The organism is Candidatus Limnocylindrales bacterium, assembly GCA_035571835.1.
GTDB lineage: Bacteria > Desulfobacterota > Binatia > UBA1149 > CAITLU01 > DATNBU01.
This window is the reverse complement of sequence record DATNBU010000017.1, coordinates 308,328-333,738: the sequence shown is the minus strand read 5'-3', so window position 1 is coordinate 333,738 and position 25,411 is coordinate 308,328. Positions and strand designations below refer to the sequence as shown.

15 protein-coding genes are annotated in these 25,411 nt (G+C 64.7%); 5 read left to right on the top strand and 10 right to left on the bottom strand.

All coding sequences use genetic code 11. From position 1 onward, the window contains the following. Positions 1 to 11 precede the first annotated feature (11 nt). Positions 12 to 2,066 carry a right-handed parallel beta-helix repeat-containing protein gene (locus VN634_08235; GenBank protein ID HXC50856.1) on the bottom strand — a complete coding sequence of 685 codons (2,055 nt, stop codon included), beginning with the start codon at positions 2,064 to 2,066 and terminating at the stop codon, positions 12 to 14. 239 nt (positions 2,067 to 2,305) lie between these two features. On the opposite strand from VN634_08235, the gene VN634_08230 reads away from it, so the two are divergent. Beyond that, positions 2,306 to 3,907, top strand: coding sequence for an AAA family ATPase (locus tag VN634_08230; GenBank protein ID HXC50855.1), 1,602 nt, complete (start codon positions 2,306 to 2,308; stop codon positions 3,905 to 3,907). A 1-nt stretch (position 3,908) separates the two neighbouring features. Here VN634_08230 and VN634_08225 read toward each other — a convergent pair whose 3' ends face one another. The 4 genes from VN634_08225 to VN634_08210 all read right to left on the bottom strand — a co-directional run bounded on the left by VN634_08225 (position 3,909) and on the right by VN634_08210 (position 8,604). Beyond that, positions 3,909 to 5,048 (bottom strand): fumarylacetoacetate hydrolase family protein, encoded by a 1,140-nt coding sequence (locus VN634_08225; protein ID HXC50854.1) that lies wholly within the window; start codon positions 5,046 to 5,048, stop codon positions 3,909 to 3,911. A 3-nt stretch (positions 5,049 to 5,051) separates the two neighbouring features. Beyond that, positions 5,052 to 6,758 carry an FAD-dependent oxidoreductase gene (locus tag VN634_08220; protein HXC50853.1) on the bottom strand — a complete coding sequence of 569 codons (1,707 nt, stop codon included), beginning with the start codon at positions 6,756 to 6,758 and terminating at the stop codon, positions 5,052 to 5,054. A gap of 87 nt (positions 6,759 to 6,845) precedes the next feature. Further along, positions 6,846 to 7,625: an SDR family oxidoreductase gene (locus VN634_08215; protein ID HXC50852.1), complete on the bottom strand. Its 780-nt coding sequence runs from the start codon at positions 7,623 to 7,625 to the stop codon at positions 6,846 to 6,848. 10 nt (positions 7,626 to 7,635) lie between these two features. Next, positions 7,636 to 8,604 (bottom strand): hypothetical protein, encoded by a 969-nt coding sequence (locus VN634_08210; GenBank protein HXC50851.1) that lies wholly within the window; start codon positions 8,602 to 8,604, stop codon positions 7,636 to 7,638. A 123-nt stretch (positions 8,605 to 8,727) separates the two neighbouring features. On the opposite strand from VN634_08210, the gene VN634_08205 reads away from it, so the two are divergent. The 4 genes from VN634_08205 (at position 8,728) to VN634_08190 (ending at position 18,662) form a co-directional block, all read left to right on the top strand. After that, complete coding sequence (locus VN634_08205) at positions 8,728 to 9,771, top strand: AraC family transcriptional regulator (GenBank protein ID HXC50850.1); 1,044 nt, start codon at positions 8,728 to 8,730, stop codon at positions 9,769 to 9,771. A 273-nt stretch (positions 9,772 to 10,044) separates the two neighbouring features. Next, positions 10,045 to 13,695, top strand: a complete 3,651-nt coding sequence (locus tag VN634_08200; GenBank protein HXC50849.1) for a lamin tail domain-containing protein — start codon at positions 10,045 to 10,047, stop codon at positions 13,693 to 13,695. A 501-nt stretch (positions 13,696 to 14,196) separates the two neighbouring features. Next, a complete protein-coding gene (locus tag VN634_08195) occupies positions 14,197 to 15,072 on the top strand; it encodes a DUF4231 domain-containing protein (GenBank protein HXC50848.1) in 876 nt (291 codons plus the stop codon). A gap of 188 nt (positions 15,073 to 15,260) precedes the next feature. Then, complete coding sequence (locus VN634_08190) at positions 15,261 to 18,662, top strand: protein kinase (GenBank protein ID HXC50847.1); 3,402 nt, start codon at positions 15,261 to 15,263, stop codon at positions 18,660 to 18,662. A 1,192-nt stretch (positions 18,663 to 19,854) separates the two neighbouring features. Here VN634_08190 and VN634_08185 read toward each other — a convergent pair. From VN634_08185 to ccoG, 5 genes are read right to left on the bottom strand one after another with little or no spacing between them, the layout of a single operon-like run. Beyond that, positions 19,855 to 20,595, bottom strand: a complete 741-nt coding sequence (locus tag VN634_08185) for a sulfite exporter TauE/SafE family protein (protein HXC50846.1) — start codon at positions 20,593 to 20,595, stop codon at positions 19,855 to 19,857. Beyond that, positions 20,592 to 20,801: a cbb3-type cytochrome oxidase assembly protein CcoS gene (ccoS, locus tag VN634_08180; protein ID HXC50845.1), complete on the bottom strand. Its 210-nt coding sequence runs from the start codon at positions 20,799 to 20,801 to the stop codon at positions 20,592 to 20,594. Before ccoS ends, VN634_08185 begins: the two co-directional genes overlap by 4 nt. After that, entirely contained in the window at positions 20,798 to 23,326 is a 2,529-nt protein-coding gene (locus VN634_08175; GenBank protein ID HXC50844.1) for a heavy metal translocating P-type ATPase, read from the bottom strand. The genes ccoS and VN634_08175 overlap by 4 nt, the downstream gene beginning before the upstream one ends. Positions 23,327 to 23,332: 6 nt before the next feature. Then, positions 23,333 to 23,872: a FixH family protein gene (locus tag VN634_08170; GenBank protein ID HXC50843.1), complete on the bottom strand. Its 540-nt coding sequence runs from the start codon at positions 23,870 to 23,872 to the stop codon at positions 23,333 to 23,335. Further along, entirely contained in the window at positions 23,869 to 25,410 is a 1,542-nt protein-coding gene (gene ccoG / locus VN634_08165; GenBank protein ID HXC50842.1) for a cytochrome c oxidase accessory protein CcoG, read from the bottom strand. The genes VN634_08170 and ccoG overlap by 4 nt, the downstream gene beginning before the upstream one ends. Between the last annotated feature and the right edge of the window lies 1 nt (position 25,411).

The window sequence follows — 25,411 nt, the reverse complement described above, 5'->3', positions numbered from 1 at the left end:
TCCGGTCGTTTTTACGGTTCGAGCGGAGCGCGTGGAAGGACGGGATCGATCGACGCATCGCCGACGATGCGGCCGGCCGGCGAATCGAGCGAGCACCACCAGTTGCCGATCGCAGTCGCGGTAAGGCCCGCCTCGATGTCGAGGTCGCGCAGCGTTCCGTTCGGCCCATGATTGCCGCACAGCCAGTTGCCGCCGGCGCTCGAACGCGGCGCACCATCGATGACGAGACTGCCGCCGCCAAGATCGAGCGCGGCGCTGCCGACGGCCGCGGCACCGCCGAAACCCGGCTCGGACGATCCGGAGCCGCCGTTATCTTCGATCCGCGATTCTTCGACCGAAACCCGCGCCGTGCCCGCCGCGCGGATCCCTCGCAGCGCGCAGCCGGCAATGCGCGAGCTCGAAATCACCGCATCGGTGCCGCGGCCGAGCCGCACGCCGTGACGGCAGTCTTCGATCGTGCTGCCGGTCATCTCGACGACCACCGATGACGCGTCGCTGCCGGCCGAAAAACGCGGTCCGTCGCACGGAAAGTCCGGCTCCTCCGCCGGATGCATGCGCAGGTTGTCGAGACGGAAGCGGCCGGATGACGCCGCACGCACCGGCGTCCGGCAGCCGTCGAAGTCGATGTCCGACAGGATCGCATTGTAATGCTCGGCGACGCGCGGATCGGGGTCGGTGTCCTCGAGGACGCCGCCGTTCTCCGAGCACTTGTCGCATCCCCGGGTGACCGTCAGGTGACGGAACTCGTTGCCGATGCCGGTCATCACGCTGCCGAATGCGTCGTCGCACATACGATCGAAACGCACGTTCTCGACGACGTTGCCGCGGCCGCGCACCGGAATGCCTTCGAAGAACCCGCGCACCGTCAGGTCGCGCACGACGTTGTCGTTGCCGCGCAGCAGCAGGAATTCCTCGCCCGAATCGACGTTCGGGCACCAGCACGTGCCGTCTTCCTCGAGGCCGCCGGGACACTGTTCGGGCAGAAGCGGCGTCTGCCAGCAGACCGGATCGAGCTCGAACGTGATGTTGCGGCCGGCGCCGTCGATGACGAGCCCGTTGCACTGGCTCTCGCGAAGAAGCGCACCGGCCATGCCGCCCGGGATCGGAATCACCGTGTCGGTGCAGTTGAACGCGATCGCACCGTTCGGCGCGCCGCATGATGCGAGCGCCGCATGCAGCGCATCGGCGGTGCATGCGATCGAGCACGCGTACGTGCCTTTCAGATTGACGCACGGCGACTCGACGGGGCAGGGGCTCTCGGCGGCAGCGCATTCGTCGACGTCGACGCACGCGCCGGGCTCGCCGCCGAAACCGTCGTCGCAGCGGCATGCGTCGTACGCATCGTTCGGCACCGAATCGGGCGGACAGACGATGCAGCGGACCTCACCCGCAACACGGCCGCACGATTCGGTGCGGCAGTCGGCGCTGCAGCCGTCGTTCGGGTCGGTGTTGCCGTCGTCGCACTCTTCGGTTCCGGCCACGTGGCCGTCGCCGCAGCGCACTTCGAGACGCGCCGCGCTCTGTTCGATTTCCTCTTCGATACGCGCTGCCGCTTCGCTGTCGCCGGCTCCCGGACAGGAATCGGCGGCCAGCGCGGCATTCCATGCCGTGGCAAACGACTCGCGCGCGCTCCCGGCGCATTCGTCAAAAGCGGGCGGGTCGGTCACGCGCAGCGAAACGCAGCGGCTGTACGCCGACGCGAATCTGGCCGCCGCCCGCGTCTGCCGCGAGTTGCAGTGATCGGGGCCGCTGCCGGCTTGGTCCTGAACGAAACGCACCGGCCACGAGACCGCGCCGGCGAGGCCGAGCGATTCGGTGGTCGCCGGACACGTGAAGCCCGCGGCGGACGCGCGAGCATCGGCCGCGTCGACGATGTGGTCGGCGTGCACCGCCGCCTTGTCGAGACACTGCTCGTCGTCGCCGCAACGGAACTCGCGCGCCGCAACCACGCGCATGGCGCGCATCTTGTCGACGAAGCAGCGGTCGGCCGTGTCGATTGCCGCAGCAGGGCGGCACGACGCGATCACGAATGCCGCAAGGACCATGGAGCCCGCCGGCCGCTGCATGCGAAGCGTCCGACCGGGCAGCCCGCACGGCATCCACCGGCGAAACGCCGGAAGCACACCGCGCAGCATTCGAGGACGGACGGGCAACCGCAGCGTTCGCGGCGTCCGCCTGGTGAGGCCAGGGCTGGGCATGAGCGGGCGAGTGTAACCTCGGCAATGGCGGGAAACACCGGGCAAAATTCACAATCGCGGGCCGCACCGCGCTCGTACGAGAGACCGACGGCCGCTAGAAGGCGCGGATGGATGGGACCGTACGCGATTACCCGTGGCTCGCCCGCCTCCTCGATGCGGCGGCCTATCCGGATGATCCGGGGGCAGCCGGGGGCATTGCTCGCGTCGACACCCATATTTCTCACGTGTTCCTGACCGCCGGTCACGTCTACAAGCTTCGCCGCCCGGTAAAGCTCGCTTTCCTCGATTTCAGCGATCCGGGCGAGCGTCTTGCGGACAGCGTTCGCGAGATCGCGCTCAATCGCCGGCTCGCGCCGGACGTGTATCTCGGGATCGCACCGGTCATCTTCGATGGCGAGCGCGTCCGCATCGGCGCGATTTCCGACGGTCCGAGCAGCGATCCGCTTGCGGTCGAGCACTGCGTCGTCATGCGGCGTCTTGCCGAAGGCCGCGATCTGCGAAGCCTCGTCGAGCGCGGCGCGGTGACGGTATCGCAGATCGACCGCATCGCCGTTCGGCTCGCCGCGTTCCATCACGAGCATTCGCTCGGCGCACCGGCTCCCTTTGCCAGCGAGGAATGGCTTGCGCGCACCACCGGACCGGCGCGAGCGAACGTCGATGCGCTGCGCGCTGCGCCGCATGAGATCGCGCCGCCGGACGAAGTCGAAGAGCTGCGGCGCAGGGCCGGCGAGCTCGTCGCGGCGAGGCGCGAGGATTTCGAGGCGCGCCGCACGCGCGGGCGCGTCGTCGACGGACACGGCGATCTCCACTCGGAGCACGTGTGGTTCGAGCGCGACGAATCGGATCCGGTGATGATCGACTGCATCGAATTCCGCGAGGACTTCCGGCGCATCGACGCCGCTTCGGACGCTGCGTTCCTGGCGATGGACCTGACGTACCGCGGCCGCGGCGACCTTGCCGGCAGGTTCCTTCGCCGCTATGCCGCAGCGAGCGGCGACTACCACCTGTTCAGCGTCGTCGATTACTTCCTGAGCTACCGGGCGCTGGTGCGTGCGAAGGTTGCGTCGCTCGTCGCCGTAGACCGGACGCTGCCCGACGAGCAGCGGGCGCACGCGAAGGACAGCACCCGGGAGCATCTGGATCTCGGCTTCCGGTTTCTCGAGCCGCGCGGCCCGGGCGCAGTCGTGCTGCTGTGTGGAATGATCGGCACCGGCAAGACGACGGTTGCCGAAGCCATCGCCGACGCGACCGGCGGTGTCGTGATCTCGTCGGACCGCGTACGCCGGCACGTGTCCGCACCGTCGGGCGGCGGATCGTACGCACAGGGTCGTTACAGCGACGCCGGCCGCGCAGCGATCTACGGTCGCATGCTCGAAGAAGCGCGCCATGTCGTGGTATCCGGACGGACGGCGATCCTCGATGCGACGTATTCGCGGCGCGCGTGGCGCGACGCTGCAGCGCAGTGGGCGCGAGAACACGACGTGCGCTGCATGCTCGTCGAAGTGGTCGCACCACGCGAAGAAATCCTCGAGCGGCTGGCGGAGCGCGCCGCGGCCGGCAACGATGCGTCGGAAGCGGGTCCAGGCCTGTACGATTCGATCCGCGCGGAATTCGAGGAGCCCGTCGAATGGTCCGGGGGCATCCGCATCGATACGTCCTCTTCGAGCTGGCAGGAGGGCGTGCGTGCGGCTGCGTCGCGCGTGCGTTGAGTCAGTCGACGACGCGACTCTTCAGCTCGCCGAGCCGCGCGACGTGGATGAAGACTTCGTCTCCCGGCTGAAGGTACGCTTCGGCGTGGCGTGCCGCATCGACATATGCGCGGATGACATTTCCTGGAAGCCCTTCGTTCCATCCGCCCGCGAGCCATCGCACGAGCCCGGATGCGATCACCGCAGCCGGTACGCCGCTGAACACGGTGCCGTGCGGCGTACCTGTCAGAATGAGCGTCCGCGCGGGAATCGCGTCGCCGTCGAACAGTGGAATGTCATTCCCACGATGCTCCCAGCGCACGCCTTTGCGGGCGAGGGTCTGCGCGAGCACTTCGCTGACGTCCCAGACCATTTCCGATGACGACGATCGCTGGCGGAGCGCTTCGTTCACGAACAGCCGCAGCTCGAGGCCGCGCACGAAAGTCTTCCAGTCGCGCGGAATCACGAAAAGGTTTCCGACCGGGAGATAGCCGGGAAAGCTCTTGCCGGTCGTGAAGCCTTTGCCCGATTCGATGTCGTGGCGATCGACCGCGTGCATCAGCGCCTCGCGATCGGTGAAGTCGTTGGCAAGCACGAGGCCGAGGTGATCCGGATCCCGGCCGGCCAGCGGCTCGAGCGTGACCACGGCGATCTCGACTTCGTAGTCGAGCAGCCCGCCGCGCACCGCGACGTCATCGCCGGACGCTCCGGCCTGGACCAGCTTGGGAAACAGGAACGGGCGCACCGTTCCGGCATCGTCGGCGTGCTCGGGATAGTTCGTGCCGACGGCGATGTGGTGATCGGCGCAATCGAACGGGATGACGAGCGCGGATGCCGGAACGCGCACGTGCGCGCCCGGCGGCGCGGTTCGGATATCGGAAAGCAGCTGGTCGTAGCCGCGCTGCCCGAAGGCCGCGATCGGATCCGTCGGATTGGAAGAAAGAACGGCCGACAGATCGACTGCATCGATGTTGCCGCCGCGATAGCGCGTTACAGCGAGAACTCGGCGGCGTCCGTCGACGTCGGCGCGTGCGAACGTCAGTGCGTCGGTGAGATCCGCGATCTGGACGTCCCCACGTTCGCCTTCTTTCAGCGCTTCCTGAAATGCCGGCTCCCACGAACCCTGCAGCGACGCCATCAGGTTGAATACGAATGCCAGCATCTTTCAGGCTCCGGCTGCGCGGCGCGCACCGCCGGCGTGCGACAGAAACTGCAACTTTTCCAGAACGGCCATCAGCTCGTCCGCCGCGGGCACGCGCACGAAACGCGCCGCGACGTGCTGGTCGGGTCGCACCAGAAGACCGCCGCCGCCGGCCAGTGCCGCGACATGTTCCCACCAGTTGTCCGGATCGTCGACGTCTTTACCCCACTCGACCACGCGAATCGGCGCAGCAATGCTCGTCGTCGACAAACCGGATCCTTTCGGCACCAGCAGCGTGAGCCTGTCGGTAGAAATCAGATCGAGCGTCGAGACGCGCGCGCCGTTCTTCACGATCCAGCCGTGCGGAAGCCGCGAGCCCGGCCGGCTCGACGGCACGAATTCGCGGATCGGATTCGACAGGCCGACCGCTTCGCTTCCGTCGCTCAGCACTGCGCCCTCCGGATACGCGAAGCCCATCTGCAGCCCGAGCATGTCGAAATGCTCGGCCTGGTTCGCAATGGCTGCAGCGACTTCCGCGCGACGCCGAGGACTCTCGAGCATCTCGTCGAAGCTGCGGCGCGCGGCGTCCGGTAGATCGGCGGTCCCCATCGCGACGGGAACCTCCATCAGCCGGACCGCGTTCGCGAGGCTCTGCTCGGCGTTGTAGCTCGCGACCGGCCGGCGTTCGCTCTCGTACGTGTCGAGGATCGTCGGGTCCGCCCAGCCTTTTTCGACCGCGGCAATTTTCCAGACGAGGTTGTGCGCGTCCTGCACGCCGGTGTTCAGGCCCATGCCGCCGGTTGGCGGGAAGCGGTGCGCGGCGTCGCCGGCGAGAAAGATGCGGCCTTCGCGGTATCGCTCGGCGATCTGTGACGTCATCAGCCACGGCGCGGCGGCGCGGATCGTCAGCGGAATGTCGCTGGCGACCATCGCGCGCCGCACCAGATCCATGCAGCGCGCGTCGTCATAACTCTCGAACGATTCGACCGACGGATCCCACGCGTGCATGAAGACCCACTCGCGATCGATGTCGTGCGCGACGAGGCATCCGGCGCACGACGGATCGGAAATCCAGAAGATCACGCCGGGGTTGTCCGCAACGAGCGGCCGCAGGTTCGCTTCGAAGTGGATCATCACGAACGCCTGGATGCGGTCCGGGCCGAGGCACGAAATGCCGAGCGACTTGCGAAGCGGGCTTCCCGCGCCGTCGGCGGCAATCACGTAGCGGCTTCGCACCTCGTAGACATCGCCGGTCGCGACGTCGCGCACGCGCGACGTGACGCCGCCGCCGGATTGCGTCGAGTCGTCCCAGCGATGCGCATACGCCGGCCGCACGCCGGTCTTCGCGAAGATCTCCTCGGCCAGGAAGCGCTCGAGCCGGTGCTGCGACAGGTTGCGAAGCGGAGTCGGCGTCACATCGAGCACGTCGCCCGTCTGGCGCTCGTACGGAAGGCTCCCGAGAATCTCGCCGCCGAGCCTGGTTACCCAGTGCACCTGCCCGGCGTCACGCGGATCCTTGGCGAGCGCGAGCATCGCGTCCATGTCGAGGCCGGCCTGGCGCCAGATCTCGAACGTGCGCGCGTTGACGACATGCGCGGCCGGCGCGCGCTGCGGTCCCGGCCGCCGCTCGACGACATGCGACGACAGCCCCGCGCGCGCGAGGAAAAGCGCTGCGGAGAGACCCGTCGGCCCCGCGCCGACCACGAGCACATCGGTTTCAATCGTCTTCATCGCGAAAAATCCGGGACAGACACTGATTTCGTTAAATCGGGGACAGACACCGATTTCGGGAAATCGGTGTCTGTCCCCGATTTCCGCTCAGAGAATTCCTGCATAGGTGCCGCCGTCGAGCGAGAGGTTCTGGCCGGACAGGAATCCGGCCTGCGACGAGCACAGGTACGCGCATGCGTCGCCGAACTCCGCGGGCGTTCCGAGCCGACGCGCCGCGATCGAACCGCGGATGTCGTCGTACGCCTGCTCGATGGTCTGTCCGCGCATGCCCGCCGCGAGCTCGGCCATGAAGCGCTGGCGCTCGGTGTCGATGCGCTCCGGAAGCAGATTGTTGATCGTCACGTTGAACGGCGCGACTTCGCGCGAAACGCCTTTGCAGAACGACATGAGGCCGGTGCGCGCGCCCGCCGAAAGACCCATCGGCGCGAGCGGAGACTTCACCATCGCCGAAAGGATGTTGACGATGCGGCCGAAACCGCGCTCGACCATGCCGTCGACGACGGCGCCGATCATCAGCACCGGAGCCAGCATGTTCGCGTCGAGCGCCGCGATCCACGCGTCGCGGTCCCAATCCTGGTAGCGGCCCGGCATCGGGCCTCCGTTGTTGGTGACCAGGATATCCGGCGACGGGCACGCTTCGAGCAGCGCTTTGCGCGTCGATTCGGCCGCGATGTCGCCGACCACTTCGGTCACGACCGCGCCTGTCTCACGCCGGATTTCTTCGGCCGCTGCGGCAAGATGCTCCGCGTTTCTGGAATTGATCGTGACGCTCACGCCTTCGCGCGCGAGCGCGGTCGCGCAGGCCTTTCCGAGCCCTTTGCTCGATGCGCAGACGATGGCCGATCGGCCGCGGATTCCGAGGTTCACGCCGGCTCCTTCAGAAATCGAGATCGGGTGGCGGCATCGGCCCCCACTGGTTGAGAGCGTTCATGATGTGGTGAGAGCCCGCGGGAGCGTCGGCACGCAGCAGGTCGCTGTCGGTCCAGTGCTCGACGGTGAAGCCGAACGGATCCTTCCAGTAGTCGAAGATCTGCCCGCCGAGGATATGTCGCCCGATGCCCCAGTACGGATGGCCGCCGTTGTCGTTCATCAGCAGATGTTCGCGCCCGACCATCAGGTCGTCGAAATCGGCGACTTCCCATGCGCAGTGGCCGAGCTTTGCCTCGGGAGCCTCGAGCAGGAGCAGCGTGTGGTGGTCGGCGGGATCGCTGCCGCGGTCGCAGCGCAGGAAGCTGCCGATCGGCTGCTCGGGCCCTTCCATGTAGATGTCGTCCGACACCAGAAGCCCGAGCGTGCGGCGATACCATTCGGAAACTTCGCGAAGCCGCGTCGTCTTGATCGCCGAGTGCCCGAAGCGCTTGACCTGCGCCGGGCCCTGCCCGACGCGCTGAAGCGTGCCGACGCGCTCGCGGCGTTCGCCCGAGTTGAGCGGCGGATGCGTCCGCACGGGGATGGCAGGCACGGCCTCGATGCCGAACACGACGTCGACCATGCGTCCATCCGGATCGCGAAGCCGCACGGCCTCGCCGCCGCCGGGCTCGTCGAGGGTTTCGATGGCGGACCCGGTCGCCGCCGCGAGCCGCTCGAGGTCCGTGCGTGACGACGCCTTGAATGCGAGCCCGAGAAACGCCGGCTCGCCGAGATGCGTCGCGTGCACGTGCGGATCGCCGTCGGTGCCGCGCATGTAGAGCGCCGTATCGGTGCGCGCGGCGGTCTGCATCCCGAACGCTTCGAGGAACGCCTGCATGCGGCCGAGGTCCGGCGCCTGGAATCGTGGAAAGCAGGCGTCCGCCACGCGGATCACGGGACCGGCGGCTCCATTGGTGTGCTGGTTCGTGGTCTCCATGGGCCATAGTATGCGCGGCCTGCGGCGTCCGGCGCTTGGCCGGAGGAGCCTTCTTGTTGTTCCCTCGGGCCAGATGCGGCCCAAACGCGGACCAGACGAGCGTCCCGGGCATACGATCGAAACATGGCAACCGCTCCCGACCAGTCCCGATCGACGCTCTCGAGCTGGAGCGCGACGATCGTGCGCGCTCTCGACGGCGAGGGGCTGGATGGCACCGCAATCGCCTCGCGTGCCGGAATCGATTCGGCTGCACTCGCCGACCCCGATGCCCGCATCCCGCGCGAGTCGCTGACGCGGTTGTGGCAGCTCGCGGTCGAAGAGAGCGGCAACCCGGCGTTCGGGCTGGTCGCCGCGCGCTACACCATGCAGACGACGTTTCATGCGCTCGGCTACGCTGTGCTCGCGAGCGCGACGCTTCGAGAGGCGCTCGAGCGCATCATCCGCTACCGCCGCCTGATCGGCGAGATCATCCAGCTTCGTCTCGAGGACCTGGACGATCGCGCACGCTTCTTCATCGACGTGTCGGCCGGCAACGGAATCGTCCCGTGGGAGGCCGTCGACGCGTTCGTCGCGGTCACCGTACGGCAGGCGGGCCTGCTGATCGGAAGCCGCGATTATTGTCCGCTGGCCATTTCGCTCGAACGTCCGGCGCCGGAGGATCCGTCGCCGTTCGAGCGCGCGCTGCGCGCACCGGTCGCGTTCGGACAGCCGGCGACGTTCGTCGATTATTCGAGGGAAGACCTCGATCGCCCGCTGCCGGCCGCCAACGCCGAGCTCGCGCGCCAGAACGACGAAGTCGTCGTGCGCTATCTCGCGCGCCACGCCGAACACGACGTGCTGCGCAAGACCCGCGAAGCGTTGATCGAATGCCTGCCGAGCGGCGCGCCGACGAAGCCGCAGATCGCACGACGCCTCGGAACCAGCGCGCGCAGCCTCCAGCGGCTGCTCGCCACCCAGCAGACGTCGTTCAAGGAGATGCTCGCCGAGGCCCGGCTCGTGCTCGCGAAGAACTATCTCGACGAAGGCCGCCTGCCCGTTACCGAGATCGCGTTCGTGCTCGGTTTTGCCGACACCAGCGCGTTCTCGCGCGCGTTCAAGCGCTGGACGGGCGTTGCGCCGAGCGAATATGCGAAACAGTCGTCGTCCACGCGCTCCCGTACGCACTGAGCTCGGCCGCTCCAAAGCGACCGAGATTACAGCCTGGCAGCGCCGCGGCCAGCCACGGAATGACGGAGTGTTTCCGCGGCGTTGCGAACAGCATCGGGTCCTGGAACGCCGCCACGGCCGTCGAAAAGTCACGAGGACTGCATCACATTTTCCGGGTTTTTCGTCTGCGACGGGCGGTTCGGAATCGTCCGCCGGGCCAATCTGAATAGTCGGTTTACTCAGGCCCGGCCGGGGCGATAGAACCGGTTGCCCAACTCGCTTCCGGAGGGATCCATGCGTCCATTCTCGCTTCGCCCGTTCGCGGCCGTTTTCGCTGCGCTGTTTCTCCTTCCGTGCGAGGCGCGAGCGCTCGTGATCTCCGAGCTGATGGCTTCCAACGCTACGACGATCACCGACGAGGACGGCGAGTATTCGGACTGGGTCGAGATCTTCAACAACAGCGCGTCGACCGCGAATCTCGGCGGCATGTACCTGACCGACGACGAGTCGCTGCCGACCAAATGGCAATTCCCGGCAACCACACTCGGCGCCGGCCAGTACCTGATCGTCTGGACGTCCGACAAGAACCGTCAGGTCTCCGGGCAGCCGCTGCACACCAACTTCAAGCTCTCGTCGAGCGGAGAGTATCTCGGACTGATCGCAGCCGACGGCACGACCGTGATCGACGAATACGTTCCGTCGTTTCCGGCGATGTCGACCGACCGCAGCTACGGTCTCGCATCCGACCTCGTCACCGAGCGCTGCTTCATCATTCCGACGCCCGGCGCGGCCAACAACGAAACTGCGGACTGCGTGACGACCGCACCGGTCACGTTCAGTCCGGCGCGCGGCTACTACGACGCGCCGATTGCGGTCACGATCTCGACGGCGACACCCGGCGCGACGATCAACTATACGACCGACGGCAGTGATCCGACGCCCACGCACGGCACCCCGTACACAGCGCCGATCAGCGTGACGACCAACGCGATGATCCGCGCAATGGCGTTCGGTCCGGGGCTCGATCCGACGCCGTCGGTCACGCACACGTACATCTATCTCAATGACATCCTGACGCAGACCATTGCCGACCAGCCGCCGGAGTATCTCTTCGCCGGAGCCGACTACGACATGGATCCGGATGTCGTAAACGACCCGCGCTATGCATCCGAGATCATCGGCGATCTCAAGGCGATCCCGGCACTTTCGATCGTCACCGACGTCGATCACCTGTTCGGACCGCAGAACGGGATCTACAACCACCGCCTCGGCACCGGTGTGGAGTGGGAACGGCCGACCTCGGTCGAAATGATCCGCGACGACGGCGCGGCGGGCTTCCAGATCAATTGCGGAATTCGCATCCAGGGCGGCGTCAGCCGCCTTTCGGACATGGGCAAATACTCGCTGCGGCTGCTGTTCAAGAGCATCTACGGGCCGTCCAAGCTCGTCTATCCGTTCTTCCCGGACTCGCCGGTCGACAGCTTCGATACGATCACGCTGACGGCCACGCACGGCAATTCGTGGCCGGCCGGCTTCTCACGCGCCGAATACATTCGCGACACGTGGCTCAAGGACACGCAGCTCGCGATGGGACAGGCCTCGGCGCACACGACGTACGTGCAGCTGTTCATCAACGGCCGTTACTGGGGCATGTACCGTCCGACCGAAAGGCCGAGCGGTCCGTTCCTCGCGTCGTACTTCGGCGGCGTCGAAGAAGACTACGATGCGCTCAACGCCGGCAAGGTCATCGACGGCGACCGCAATTCGTGGGACACGCTGCAGGATCTCGCGGCCGGACCGGTCGAGACGCTCGCCGGCTACGATGCCGTGCGCCAGTACCTCGACGTCGACAACTTCTCCGACTACATGATCTCGAACATCTACGCAGCCAACTACGACTGGCCGGAGAAGAACTGGTACGCCGGCCGGAAGCGCGAGGCCGGAGCCGGATTCCGCTTCTTCAACTGGGACGGCGAGGACACGTTCAACTCGCCGAACGCCAATCGCGTGAGCCTCGGAGCCATCGACACGCCAGGCGCGGTCTACGCGAACCTGCGCAAGAGCCCGGAGTTCCGCCTCGCGTTCGCCGATCGCGTGCACAAGCACTTCTTCAACGGCGGTGCGCTGACACCGGAAGCCGCCAAGGTGCGCTGGCGCAAGCGCCGCGACCAGATCTACCACGCCATCGTCGGCGAATCGGCGCGCTGGGGCGATCATCGCCGCACGATCCCGTACACGCGCGACATCGAATGGATCGCCGAGAACCAGCGGCTGCTGCTCAACTACTTTCCGGCGCGCACGCGCATCCAGGTCGACCAGTTCCGCAGCGCCGGCCTGTATCCGTCCGTCGATGCACCGGAATTCTCGAAAAACGGCGGCCAGTTCTTCGCCGGTGATCAGGTCACGATCTCGGGGCCGGCCGGAGCCGTCATCTGGGTAACCACCGACGGCAGCGATCCGCGCATTCCCGGCGGCGCGGTCTCACCGTCGGCAAGTCCGTACTCCGGAGCGATCACGCTGAGCGCAGCGGTTACGATCCGCGCGCGCGCGCTTTCGTCCGGCAATGTGTGGAGCGCAATCTCCGACACCGCGTTCACGCCGGTATCGCCGCTGCGCATCACCGAGCTCATGTACAATCCGTCGGCCGGCACCGGGGCCGAATACCTGGAGATCCGCAACATCAGCGCGTCGCCGGTGAGCCTTGCCGGCGTGCGCCTGACTGCCGGCGTCACGTTCAACTTCCCCGCGACGATGCTCGGCGCGGGAGCAGTTGCGGTTGCGGTCGAGAGCACGACGACGTTCCCGGCAGTTTACGGACCCGGCCATCCGGTGCTCGGACAGTACAGCGGGCGCCTCGACAACGGCGGCGAGCGCATCACGCTCGTGGCCGCCGACAACTCGGTGATCCACGATTTCGAGTACGACGACGCGTGGTATCCGTCGACCGACGGTCCCGGAAGGTCGCTCGTCATTCGCGATGCGACGGCCGACCTTTCGGCGTGGGGACTCGCGTCGGGCTGGAAGGCGAGCGCGATGAACGCCGGTACGCCCGGTTCGGTGGAACCGCCGCATTGTTCGAACGGCATCGACGACGATGGAGACGGCTTCATCGACCTTGCAGACGCCGGGTGTGCGGGCGCAAGCGCCGAGACCGAGGTGCCCGAGTGCAACGACGGCATCGACAACGACGCCGACGGAACCATCGACATGGCCGACCTGCAGTGTTCGTCGGCGTCGCACGCCACGGAAGCACCGGACGCCGGCGACAGCTTCCTTTGCTACGCCGCGAAGCAGGGCCAGCCGTTCGCGCCGGTCGAGATCACGATCGACGACGAGCTCGACGGCGCGGTCAGCTACGAGCTGCCGGTCGCGCAATCGATCTGCGTTGCCGGCGAACGCGACGGCACCGCGGCGATCGACGACTCGACGCATCTGCGGTCGTATCCGCTGAAGCCGATCGACGGCGAGCCTTTGCACGTGCCGCTCTTCGCGCAGCACTACGACAGCGCGCTCGGTCCGTTCTATCTCGACATCGGCAAGCCGCTTCGCCTGCTTGCGCCGGCCGTCATCGATCTGGCGGCGCCGGTTTCGTCGCCGGACTTCGGTTCGCACGGCGTCGACTTCTACAAGTGCTACCGCGCGTCGCTGTCGAAGAACCTGCCGCGCTACTTCCCGCCGAACGCGCAGGTGCACTTCGAGGATCTGTTCGAGTCGCGCGATTACGTGCTGCGTCCGCCGACCCAGGTCTGCGTGCCGGCCGCCGTCGACGGCCCGGTCAAGACGCCGGGACGGCACCTGCTCTGCTACAAGGCGGCCCGCAGCAAACTATCGCCCGTGCACATCCCGGCGCTCGGCGTGAACGCTGCCGATCTGTTTGCGGAATCGATCTTTTCGACGTCGCGCGAAGCCGAGCTGTGCGTGCCGGCGGTGCCGGTCGCAGACTGATGGCTGCGCCGCTCGTGGCTTTGCAAGCAAGGTCCTTCGCAAGGTGATTTAGTCAGACGGCCACAGAGGAATTCCAGCGGGCATTTCCGTTGCGTACGCGCTGCTGCGATCTTCGGTTCCCTGTCCGATAGTCTGTACTCCGTGCACAAAAGCTGCAGGGTTGAGGTCCCGCCAATGAGCCCTACAGCCAGCATCTACCTGCTGTCGCGTTCGGATGCGCACGTTGCCAGGTCGACGACGCGTCCAATCGTGCAAGTTGAGGGCAGACTCAAGGCATGACGGGACATGAAACTGCAGACGTTTCCTTAGGATTGCAGACTTGGCACATTAGCTCGGCCGCAGACCGTCATTGCGGTTCTACACACGCAGACACTTGAATAGAAATCCATAGCTTAAGCCAGATCGATAACGCGGATTACAATCGGGTGGAAAGGACTCTATGCAATACCCACTGAGTGGCCTATCTGCGACCCGCAATAGTCGACGCCTTGAGGACCAGCCGTGAGTCAGGCCGACGTGCGTGCGCAATGGAATGAACATGTTGGATGGTCAGTTACCGCAGATCGGCTCAAACGTTCAATCGCGATTTCCCGAACAGCCGTCTTGGTACTTACAGCGAGCGGTGCACTATTGCAGACCCTTGCGGCTTCGTTCGGTGGTAACACGAGAATTGCGGCAGCAGGCGCAGCTTGTCTGACAGTAGCACCATTTGTGACGGCGAATTTCCTCTCGCGAGAACACACAAGTTGTTGGCAACGTGCTCGATCGATATCGGAAGCCATCAAAACCGAGGTCTTCCAATTTCTCGCTCAGGTCGACAAGTACGCATCGCTCACGGATCCGGCGGCCGCCCTCCGCACAAAATGCAAAGAAATTCGTGAATGGGGAATGGGGCTAGAGCTTGCGCGCGCAAAAACGGGTGAGATCAAAATGGCCGCTCCATCTTTCACCAAGCCGGAAGATTACTTGAATCTCCGAATCGACGAACAGATCAATTCTTACTATCGCCCAAAATCGGTCTGGAATGCGACCCGCGCGGAGCAATACAGGCTGATCGAACTTGCTCTAGGACTAGCCGCCGCCGTGATGGGTGGAATCGTTACCGCCGTCGGATCGGATTCAAAAATCGTTTTGGGTCCCTGGGTCGCCGTGGTCACGACGGTCACCGGAGCCATAACGGCTCATGCAGCTGCAAGCCGCTATGACTTCCAAGCTACCACGTTTGCGGCGACTGCCCGACAGCTCACCGATCTTCTCGCCGAATGGCGTGCACTAAAGACGAATGCTTCGGGTGCGGCGTGGTCAGAATTCGTCCGACAGTGCGAAGACGTGATCTCCGCGGAAAACCGTGGGTGGATGGCAAAACTGGATGAGTAGGCGAACCGCACGGCCACCGATTTAAGGTGGAGGGAATATATCCTGGCGAGGAAAATGCGGCGAAATCGGATCGAGGTGACTGCCGACACCTCCTCGACTCTTCCGTAGGCTTGGGCCGCGAGCAGAGCTCGACTAACGAACGCGACGTCCATTAAACTCCCGATTCACAATCGCCCGGAGCTCTTCAGATGGCCGAGAGTATAGGAAAATATGAGCTTGTTGAACGAATTGGCCGTGGCGGCATGGGCACGGTCTACAAGGCGCGCGATTCACGTCTGAATCGTTTCGTTGCCCTAAAATCGATTTCGCCAGACGTCGAAACCAACGACGAACTTCGAACCCGATTCATCTCAGAGGCACAGGCGTGTGCCGGTCTCCGCCATCAAAACATCGTCACAATATACGATGTCGGAGAAGAAGATGACCGCATCTTCATTGTAATGGAGCTTCTCGAGGGTCAGGAACTCAAGCGGCTCCTCGCTGATCACGTCAAGATCGACATAGAAGAAAAAGTCTGGATCATGATCCAGCTCTGCGATGCGCTCTTTTATGCACACAGTCAGGGAATAATTCATCGCGACGTCAAGCCAGGCAATGTGATCGTTCAACGCGATGGTCGCGTCAAGATCATTGATTTCGGAATCGCGAAGATGACGGCGTCCACGTCTTCGACACGTACCGGAATGATCATGGGCACCCTGAAGTATATGTCGCCAGAGCAGGTTCGTGGTCGCGCTGATGCGAGGTCCGACCAGTATTCCCTCGGCGCGGTTTGCTACGAGATGCTCGCTTATCGGCCACCGTTCCAAGGCGACGATCCGATAGAGCTTCTGGATCATATTCGATCGGCAAAGATCCCGCCGCTACGGAGCCTCGATCAGAAGATACCGGAGGATCTCGCAGTCATCGTTGAGCGTGCCATTCGAAGGGAGGCTACTGATCGATTTGCCGACCTTGACGAGATGAAGTTCGAGCTCGAGTCGGTTCTTGATCGTCTAAGATCAGAAGCTGGGAAGCTACGCCAGAAACTAGCCCCTCGACTTTCGGAGCTGCAAAAGCTTCAGAAATCGTTCGAGAAGCGAGTCGGCAGTGCCATTGCCGAAGCAGTCGATGTTAGCGCCGGTCGCCAGATCGGCCTCCAAACCTTGCAGGATTTGGAAGGCCAACTCGATTCCCGACTCAATGCGTTGCGGCGCGGCATCATTCGGGCGCACGAACTCGAATCTGAAATGCCCGCGCTGAAGGGGATGCTACGGATTGGAAACGCGACGGAGGTCATCTCCAGATGCGAGGCGATCCTTCTGGAACTCCCTGAACACTCTTCGGTTCGTGCGATACTCGAAGAGGCGCGCGAGTTCGAGGCCTCGCAGCGACGTCAGCTTCTAGCCCACCGTCTCATCGATGATGCGAATGTAGCGCTTGAAACAGGTGACGTTGCGCTCTGCCTGACTATTCTCGACCAAGTCGAGGACATCCCACCGACAGCCGACCAAGCCGCGCGTGTTTCCGCACTACGAGAGCACGCTGAGCGAACCCGTGAGCGTATAATTGCGCCGTTTGCGCAAAACGCGAGGCGTGGTTCTGTTCGCGAAAGGCCGGACGTCGAGAATCGCGAAGGGTCAAATCTTCAGACTGGTCAGCCTGTTTTCAGGCTATTTGCGCGACTTCGTGCGATTGGCGGCGCCTTTGTTGCAGCCTTGGGCCGCGTTGAACGACAGACGCCTCCGTCGCCCAACCTGAATCCTGAGTCGGAAAAAAACCCTCCCCGGAATAGCGACAAACCGACGCCAGAGCGCGTCGAGATTGCGACGCACGACGGGTCAGATCCCGTAGACACGGGCGACGCGACTCGAATCGCACCGTCCGCGCCTCTCCGAACGCCGCCGGCTAATCCGCATGCCGTTGCTGCGGGCAAAGCATCCGCCGCCGAGAGCGCATTTGACCCTACGCAGATGGTCACGCCTACGAGCTCCAGTCAGGCGCAGATCGTAATCACAGAATCGAGTGACGCAGGTTCAGTCGGGCGCAGCTACGCAATCGCTCGATCAGAATTCGAGATCGGACGCGATGCGGGCTGTGACCTTCGGTTCTCCGATCCGGAACTTTCTCGACGCCACGCACGAGTTCGCCGCGTCGATTCGGGGTTTGTAATCCTCGATCTCGGAAGCACGAACGGTACTTTCATGAATGGCCGACGAATCGTGGCGGAGGAGGAGACACCATTGTTCTTCGGCGCCAGCATCCGGATCGGAAACACGGTTTTTACGTTCCGCCACGCTCTGGACACCACCCTGCCGGATCTCACCGGGCACACGATCGCTAGCCGCTACAATCTCGGCACTTGTCTTCGATCGAGCGCTAAGAGTGCGGTTTACAGTGCCGACGACACGCGCGGAGGAAAGGTCGCCATTAAATTGCTCTCAGCAGAGCTAACGAACTACGCGGGATACTGCGAAGACTTTGAACGAGAGGCCAGAATTGCACAGCAACTTCAACATCCTCATATATGCTCCGTTCGCGATTATGGGACGGCAGAGATTACGGTCGAAGGGAAATCTCTTCGAATACCTTACCTGTGTTCGACACTTATGGACGGCGGCAATCTGGCCGATCGACTCTTGCCTACGCAACCGATCGCGCGGAATTTGATCGTCAAATGGATGCAGCAACTCTCCAGCGCGCTAACATACGCACACCGCCAGAACATGGTCCACGGCAACTTGAAGCCGACGGCCGTCTGTTTCGATGCCGAAGAGAACGCGTATCTTACAGATTTTGTCAGCTCGGTTAGCGCGGGTCGCAGTCCTGTTACCGGGGTACCCGCTTTCATGGCGCCCGAACAGTGGGACGCGGAATCGGCGACGGCGAGCAGCGACCAGTTCGCTCTTGCGGCTCTTGCTTACCTTCTGGTGACCGGTTCGCGTCCGTTTCATGGACAGAACGATCCCCAGCAGCGAGCGCGCAATTTCCTTCGTGGCCCTACGAAAGCTCACGAGGAGGCGAAGCGAAATCGTTGGCCAGATTTCCCCGCGCCGTTGTCCAACGTGCTGGAGCGCGGCTTAGCTACTGATCCGCAGAAGCGCTTTGAGTCGATGGAAATATTCTTCAAGGCATTCGATTCGTCTCTCAATGGAAAACTGCGATCGGATAACGCGCCGCCGGTTTTCCTCAGTTACAACCGTGAGAAGAGTTCAATGGCGGCCCGCTTTATTTCTGACAAGCTCAAGGACTCGTATGGCATCGCGACGTTCGTTGATACCAAGCGGCTCGACGGTGCGGTCAGGTTTCCCGAGAAACTGTTGCGCGCAATTCAGGATTGCGAGGTCTTTGTCTGTTTGCTCGCACCTGGAACACTGGAGTCACGCTGGGTCCGGGAAGAGATTGGGGCGGCTTATCAGTTTGGCCGGCCTATGATCCCCGTGTTTCAGGAGGGATTCGAGCGCGAAAACATCGCATCGGATGACCCAGCAGTAAAAGCTCTACTAGACTACGACGCGATTCTTCTTCTCGACCAGCAGAACGTATATGTGGATCACGCAATTGCCGATCTCGTTCAACTGGTGAAGCAAACGCTCGCCACATCCAATTGAAAAGCTTCGGTCGATGCCGCGGGCAATTCAGCATCATCGATCCTCGAGCGTACTCGCGGGGAAAAAGCGTAAGCCGCATGTGCAGTGCTGGAGCACCCCAGCCGCCATCAGACGTGCCTCGATAGGAAAGGGTTACGCGCGAAAGCGTTTGCCGCACCACTCGCAGTACTCAGCAAGTCCAAGACTATAACCTTCACATGACCCACACTTGACCATGGTGGCCGAGCCGCCCACGAATGGACGTATCTTGCTGCATTGCTTGCAGAGGTAGTCGTTATAATCTTCGTTGCACTTCCATCCACAAAAAATGCAGTGCCAGTTTTTTGGTCGCGCGTACAAGTAATCATCAAATTTTAGATCTTCATGCGGGCGGGCGGGGTCAGCGTTTTCTGTACGACTGGAGATCCCCCATATTGCGAGCAACTTCCTTTTCGCCTCAGACGGCGATGATCTCCAATCTACCGATTGAATCAGACGCAGGCGAAGATGAAGCTCGCTTGCACTCGCGTCCGCAATGACTACGGGGACCAGACGAGAAGCCCGGTTCTCCAGCGCCCAATCAACTTCACAACCGACCCATTCCGAGGCAATCGCGCTTCGCGAGACGACAAGCAGAAACCAGTCCGAGGCCTGCAGACCAGCGCGAATGGCCCTTTCCCAGTGAGCTCCCGTGCTGATGGCGTCCTTCGAGTACCAAGTCTGCAAGCCGTGTGAGTGCATGAACGGAATGAGCTGACCCTCGACGAACGGTCGATCAGTGGTAGCGTGACTGACAAATACTGTCTTCATTGCCTAGTTCAAATCTCCTATACCTAGCGAACGGGATATCCGCCAAGCCGCGATTACGGTTTGGTCACGGCGAGCATCTGAAACAAGCTCATGCCATTCGCCAGTTGCCCGTCGCGGGAAGTTCTGGAGAGATGTCGAGCCCCTTCTCGCACGCGGGTATCGAATGCGAGAATTGACCTAATATGCTGCTGCGCATGTACCCGCATTGTTCCGAACGTCGCACATTGAAAACTGCTTTGATCGAGTTGCAGAGGATAAGTCTACGCTCGTGCGCATCTCGCCGGTCGACAAATGCGATGCCGCGCGAGCCGCAGCAAAGGCCTCGAACGCTGGTCGGGCCAGTCCCCGCCACCGACCGGCGTCTCACGCGGCCAAGGCTGGCATGTGGACCATCCCTGTTGGGTCATTTCGCCCACACCGCTCCTGCTTTGGGAGCGTGAACCGCGTGGCACGCCGGTCCGTGCGCCGCGACCTCGACCGATGAAACCGCGGCCGACGCGAGCGTCCACGCGCCGAACACGATGACGAGCGCGCCGGCAAATTGCCTGGCCCTGGTTCCGCGCAGCAGCCGCACGCCCCGGCCTGCGGCGACGCCGATCAAGGTCATTGCCGGCAGCGTGCCGAGGCCGAAGCCGGCCATCGTCATCGCGCCGCTTGCGCTCGAGCCGGATGACGCCGCGACGACCAGCGCGCTGTAGACGAGGCCGCACGGCAGCCAGCCCCACATCGCACCGAACAGCGTGCTCGCAACCAGCGAGTCGGACTCGCGCGCACGGCGCGCGTGCGGAGCGATGGTGCGCCAGATGCCGCCGCCGAGGCGTTCGATGCGCACGACGGCATTCGACCAGCCCGCAACATACAGACCGACGGCGATGATCAGCAGCGCGGACACGCCGCGCAGCACGAGCACGCCGCTCGCACCGCCAAGACCGGCGAACGCAGCGCCTGCGCCGCCGGCGATCGCGCCGGCGACGGCGTAGCTCGCAATGCGTCCGGCGTTGTAACAGGCGGTGCGCTGCACGTTGCGACCGCGAGCGCTGTTGCCGGTCGCCGACGGCAGCGCAGCGGCAAGTCCGCCGCACATCGCGATGCAATGCGAGCTGCCGAGAAAGCCCATCGCGAGGCCTGCCAGCGCAATGTTCATCGCGGCACCGTCGTTGCCGGTATCGCTTCGCGTGCTTGCCGCCCGCCCACCGGCGCGGGCCGGTTCGGCTCCTCGTCGAACAGCACGAGCGTGCCGGGGGTCTCGAGGTCGTCGAACTGGCCGCTCCCGACGGCCCAGAAGAACGCCGCGATCGCGAGCGCGAGCAGCAGGAGTCCGATCGGGATCAGCACGAAGATGATGCTCATGCCGCCTCCTCGAGCTGCGGCCGCAGTGCGCGCTCCACCATGTCGATCGACGGACGACCTTCGGCGCCAGGCGCAGACGACGTGGGCTTGCCGAGCCGCACGGCGTTCAGCACGACGACGAGCGAGCTGAGCGACATGCCGATCGCTGCCCACCATGGTGTGATGTGTCCGGTCGACGCGAGCGGCAGCGCAACGAGATTGTACGCGATCGACCAGCCAAGGTTCTGTCGCATCACGCGGCGTGTGCGGCCCGCCAGCACGAGCGCGTCGGCGATCGCGGAAAGATCTTCTTTCATCAGAACGGCGCCCGCGCGGCTGCGCGCGAGGTCGGTTCCGCTGCCCATCGCAATCGAAACCTGCGCGGCGCCGAGCACCGGCGCGTCGTTGACGCCGTCGCCGACCATCAGCACGACCGCGCCCCGTTCCTGAAGCTCGCGCACCGTGCGGAGCTTCTCCTCGGGACTGGCTCCCCACCTCGCATCGCGGATTCCGAGATCGCCGGCGAGCGCACAGACCGGCCCCTTCGCATCGCCGCTTGCGAGCATCACGTGAAGACCGGCCTGCTCGAGCCGCCGGACCAGCTCTCGCGCGCCCGGACGCACGACATCCTCGAGGTCGAAGCCGCACAGCGGTCCGGACTCGTCACCGAGCAGGATGCTGCTCGTATCCGCAGCGGTTGTCGTCGCGCCGGCGTCGCGGCGGCACAGCTCGCGCACCCACGCCGGCGAGCCGATGCGCACGACGCGCCCGTCGAGCCGACCTTCGACGCCTGCGCCTGCCGACGCCGTCACGTCCGCGAGCGTGATCCGCGACGAGTCGACGTCGTCGAATGCGCGCGCGATCGGATGCTCGGAGTAACGCTCGAGAGCCGCCGCGATCGCGAGGCAGCGTGCCTCGGCAACGCTGCCGAACCGCCGCAGCGCGCGCCGGCGGAAGCGGCCGAACGTGAGCGTTCCGGTCTTGTCGAACACGACGTGGGTTACCCGCGGAAGGATCTCGAGCGTGTGTCCGCTGCGCAGCAGGATTCCCCGGCGCAGCGCACCGCCGGCAGCCGCGGTCAGCGCGGCTGGAGTTGCCAGCGAGAGCGCGCACGGACACGTGACGACCAGGACGGACAGCGCAATCCAGAACGCCCGCGACGAATCGAGCTGCCACCATGCGGCGGCAGTCGCCATGGAAATCGCAAGCACGGCCGGCACGAAGATCTGCGCCACGCGATCGGCAAGGCGCGCGATGCCGGGACGCGCGCGCCCCGCCAGATCGACGAGCCGCACGATGGCGGACCATGCGGTATCGGCGCCCGTGCGAACGGCGACGACCACGAGCGGGCTTTCGCCGTTCTGCGTGCCTCCGGCCACTGCATCTCCGCAGCGTTTCTCGCGCGGCCAGTGCTCGCCGGTCAGCATCGATTCGTTGACCCAGCCGCTGCCGCTCGCGACCGTGCCGTCGACCGGGAACGATTCTCCGGGACGCACCAGCACGCGATCGCCGGGCGCGAGCTCGTACGCGGAGACGACCTCGGTACGAAAACCCGGGCTGTCCGGATTTTCGACCGTCGCGTTGCCCTCGACGATCCGCGTCGCGGTTTCCGGCGGCCGGCGCAGTGCAGTCTCCACCGCCGCCGATGCCCGCTGTCGGGCGCGCATCTCGACGAAGCGTCCGACCGAAAGGAAGAACACAAACATCGCGACCGAATCGAAGTAGACCTCGCCGGTGCGCATCACCGTCGCGTAGACGCTTGCCGAGTACGCAATCGCGAGCGCGAGCGCGACCGGTACGTCCATGCCGAGCCGGCGGTTACGCAGGTCGCGCCATGCTCCGGAGAAAAACGGCCGCGCCGAATAGAACAGCACCGGCGTCGCGACGATGCCGCTGACGACGCGCAGGAGCAGCCGATGCGCATCCGCCATGCCCTCGAGCGCGCCGGCATAAAGGCCGACCGCGTACATCATGACCTGCATCGCGCCGAGCCCGGAGACGATCAGACGGCGCAGCGCCGCATGGTACTCGTCGGTGCGTGCCTGCTCGTTCCAGTCGGGGCGGTACGGGCGCGCGGCGTATCCGATCTTCGAGAGCTCGCTGAGAACGACCGACAGCTTGGTTCGATCGGCGTGCCACGATAGCTCGGCGCGCTCGGCGCCGAGGTTCACGGACGCAGAGATCACGCCCGGACACGCGCGGAGGGTGCGTTCGAGCAGCCATACGCAGGCCGCGCACCGCATGCCGTCGATAGACAGCGTCGCGGACTTTTCGTCGAAGTCGCCGCGGCGCACGTACGACTTTTCGAGCGCAGGCTCGTCGTAGCAGGCAAGCTCGTCGTTCGTACGGGCCGTCTGCTCGGGATTCGCCGCCGGCGCTTCGCGATAGCGGTAGTACGCCGCAAGGCCGCGGCCGGCGATCAGATCGGCGACGGCCATGCAGCCGCGGCAGCACATTGCGCGCGGCTCGCCGTCGATGACCGCATGCAGGCGGACGCCCGGCGGGACCGGCAGGCCGCAATGAAAGCATGTCGCGGAAATGCTCACGTCGCTTCAATGCCGTGCGGCGAGTACGGCGCTCGAGGTGAGCTCGATGCGCCCGGCGACGCGCCAGGAAGAATCCGGCGGGGTGATCGCGACGTCCCAGTGGCCTCTGGTGCTCGCGAGCGGGTCGCGCGATGCAAACGTCCGTGGACTAACCGGATAAAGCTCAACGAGCTGGTCGCGCAACGCATCCGACGGACACGACATCGCCACGTCGAGCCGCACGGGATCGGCGGCCGTGCCGTCGAGCACCAGCTCGAGCCGTCCACTTTCCGCCACGCGCAGCGTCGCCTTCAGATCGAGCGCGGCGGCTGCATGCTCACGCGAGAACTCGCGATTGATCGTCATGCCTGCGTCGTACCAGTCGTCGCGAACCAGCGAGTCGGCGCTGCGCACCGCGACCACGAGCGTAGCCACGCTGAACAGGACGCTGACGGCCGGAAGCGAAATCACGAACCACGGCCAGAACTGCCGGTACCAGGCTTTGGTATCCGTGCGCAGCGAAGACCGCGGCGGCGCTTCGGCGATGATGCGGACGGCGGTGGTCATAGTGGTCCCGCCTTCTCGTGCTGCTTTTTGTGTTCCTCGCCGTGTTCGTCGTCGTGCTCGTGTTCGTGCTTCGCCGCTGCGATCGGAGCCGGCGCGAGAAAGCGGCCGCTCTCGCGCACGCGAATCGACGGATCGCTCTCGGACTCGACGACGAACGAAACCGGCGTTGACGTGGCTGCAAGCTTTGCGCGGTCGGCGCGCAGCTGGACCGGAACGTCCTTGAGCTCGCCCGGAGCAACCGCGACGCTGGCCGGCGCGATCAACGTGAACCCGTCTTCGGCCCCGATCCGGTACGTCTGGCCCTGCTGGGACTTGTTCATGAGCTTGAGCGTGTAGACATTCTCGATCTGCCCGCCGGAGATCTCGCGGTACAGGCGCGCCCGGTCGCGGATCACGTCGACGCCGAGCGGCATGCGCTGGCTGAGCGCAACGACGAAAGCCACCACACCGATCGCAAGAACCGCGCCGTAACCGACGACGCGTGCGCGCAGCAGCGGTTTCGGTTTTCCGGCCAGCGCGCTCTCGGTCGTGTAGCGGACGAGGCCCTTCGGATAGCCGACTTCTTCCATGACGCTGTCGCAGGCATCGATGCATGCGGCGCAGCCGATGCATTCGAACTGCGTGCCTTCGCGGATGTCGATGCCGGTCGGGCACACGTGCACGCAGAGCCTGCAGTCGATGCAGTGGCCGAGGTTCGCGCGCGCCAGATCGGTATTCTTCCTGCGGTGGCCGCGCGGCTCGCCGCGGGCGGGGTCGTAGAAGATCGTCAGCGTCGCGCGGTCGAACATCGCGCCCTGGAAGCGCGCGTACGGGCACGCGTACTTGCAGATCTGCTCGCGCATGAATCCGGCGTCGGCGTAAAGCGCCAGCGACGCGACGGCGAGAAACACCATCTCCGGCGGCGTGACCTGCCACGCGCCGATGCGCGGAAGCAGCTCGCGGATCGGCAGGAAGTATCCGACGAACGTCACGCCGACGACGCCCGAGAACGCCAGCCACGCGCCGTGCTTGGCGGCCTTGCGCAGGATCTTGTCGCGATTCCACGGCCCGCGATCGAGCGCAATGCGCCGGTTGCGATCGCCTTCGGCAAGCCACTCGATCCACATGAAAAATCTGGTCCAGACGGTCTGTGGACACGCATACCCGCACCACAGCCGGCCGGCGATGGTCGTGAAGAAGAACAGGCCGAGCGCACCGAGAATCAGGAGGCCGGCGAGAAAGATGAAATCCTGCGGCCAGAACGTGACGCCGAGCAGGTAGAACTTGCGCGCCGGCACGTCGAACCACACCGCCTGCCGGCCGTTCCAGGTTGCCCACGGAACGACGACGTAGAATCCGGCGAGAACGAAAAGAATCCGCGCCCGCCATTTCTGCCACGGTCCGTGGATTTCGCGCTGGTAGATTTCCTCCCGAGGCGCGTAGAGCGGTATCTGCTTTTGCGCCGGCTTGCGGCCCGATGCGCCCGACGGCGAGCTTTCGACGGTCGCGCAGGATCGCGCAGCGTCGTCGACCGTCCGCGGGGCATGCACGGCGCTCATC

What these genes read in the sequence shown, in the direction of transcription:
- VN634_08235 (HXC50856.1), bottom strand. Translation starts at nt 2,066, where the DNA reads ATGCAGCGGCCGGCGGGCTCCATGGTCCTTGCGGCATTCGTGATCGCG.
- VN634_08230 (HXC50855.1), top strand. Translation starts at nt 2,306, where the DNA reads ATGGATGGGACCGTACGCGATTACCCGTGGCTCGCCCGCCTCCTCGAT.
- VN634_08225 (HXC50854.1), bottom strand. Translation starts at nt 5,048, where the DNA reads ATGCTGGCATTCGTATTCAACCTGATGGCGTCGCTGCAGGGTTCGTGG.
- VN634_08220 (HXC50853.1), bottom strand. Translation starts at nt 6,758, where the DNA reads ATGAAGACGATTGAAACCGATGTGCTCGTGGTCGGCGCGGGGCCGACG.
- VN634_08210 (HXC50851.1), bottom strand. Translation starts at nt 8,604, where the DNA reads ATGGAGACCACGAACCAGCACACCAATGGAGCCGCCGGTCCCGTGATC.
- VN634_08205 (HXC50850.1), top strand. Translation starts at nt 8,728, where the DNA reads ATGGCAACCGCTCCCGACCAGTCCCGATCGACGCTCTCGAGCTGGAGC.
- VN634_08200 (HXC50849.1), top strand. Translation starts at nt 10,045, where the DNA reads ATGCGTCCATTCTCGCTTCGCCCGTTCGCGGCCGTTTTCGCTGCGCTG.
- VN634_08190 (HXC50847.1), top strand. Translation starts at nt 15,261, where the DNA reads ATGGCCGAGAGTATAGGAAAATATGAGCTTGTTGAACGAATTGGCCGT.
- VN634_08185 (HXC50846.1), bottom strand. Translation starts at nt 20,595, where the DNA reads ATGAACATTGCGCTGGCAGGCCTCGCGATGGGCTTTCTCGGCAGCTCG.
- ccoS (HXC50845.1), bottom strand. Translation starts at nt 20,801, where the DNA reads ATGAGCATCATCTTCGTGCTGATCCCGATCGGACTCCTGCTGCTCGCG.
- VN634_08170 (HXC50843.1), bottom strand. Translation starts at nt 23,872, where the DNA reads ATGACCACCGCCGTCCGCATCATCGCCGAAGCGCCGCCGCGGTCTTCG.
- ccoG (HXC50842.1), bottom strand. Translation starts at nt 25,410, where the DNA reads ATGAGCGCCGTGCATGCCCCGCGGACGGTCGACGACGCTGCGCGATCC.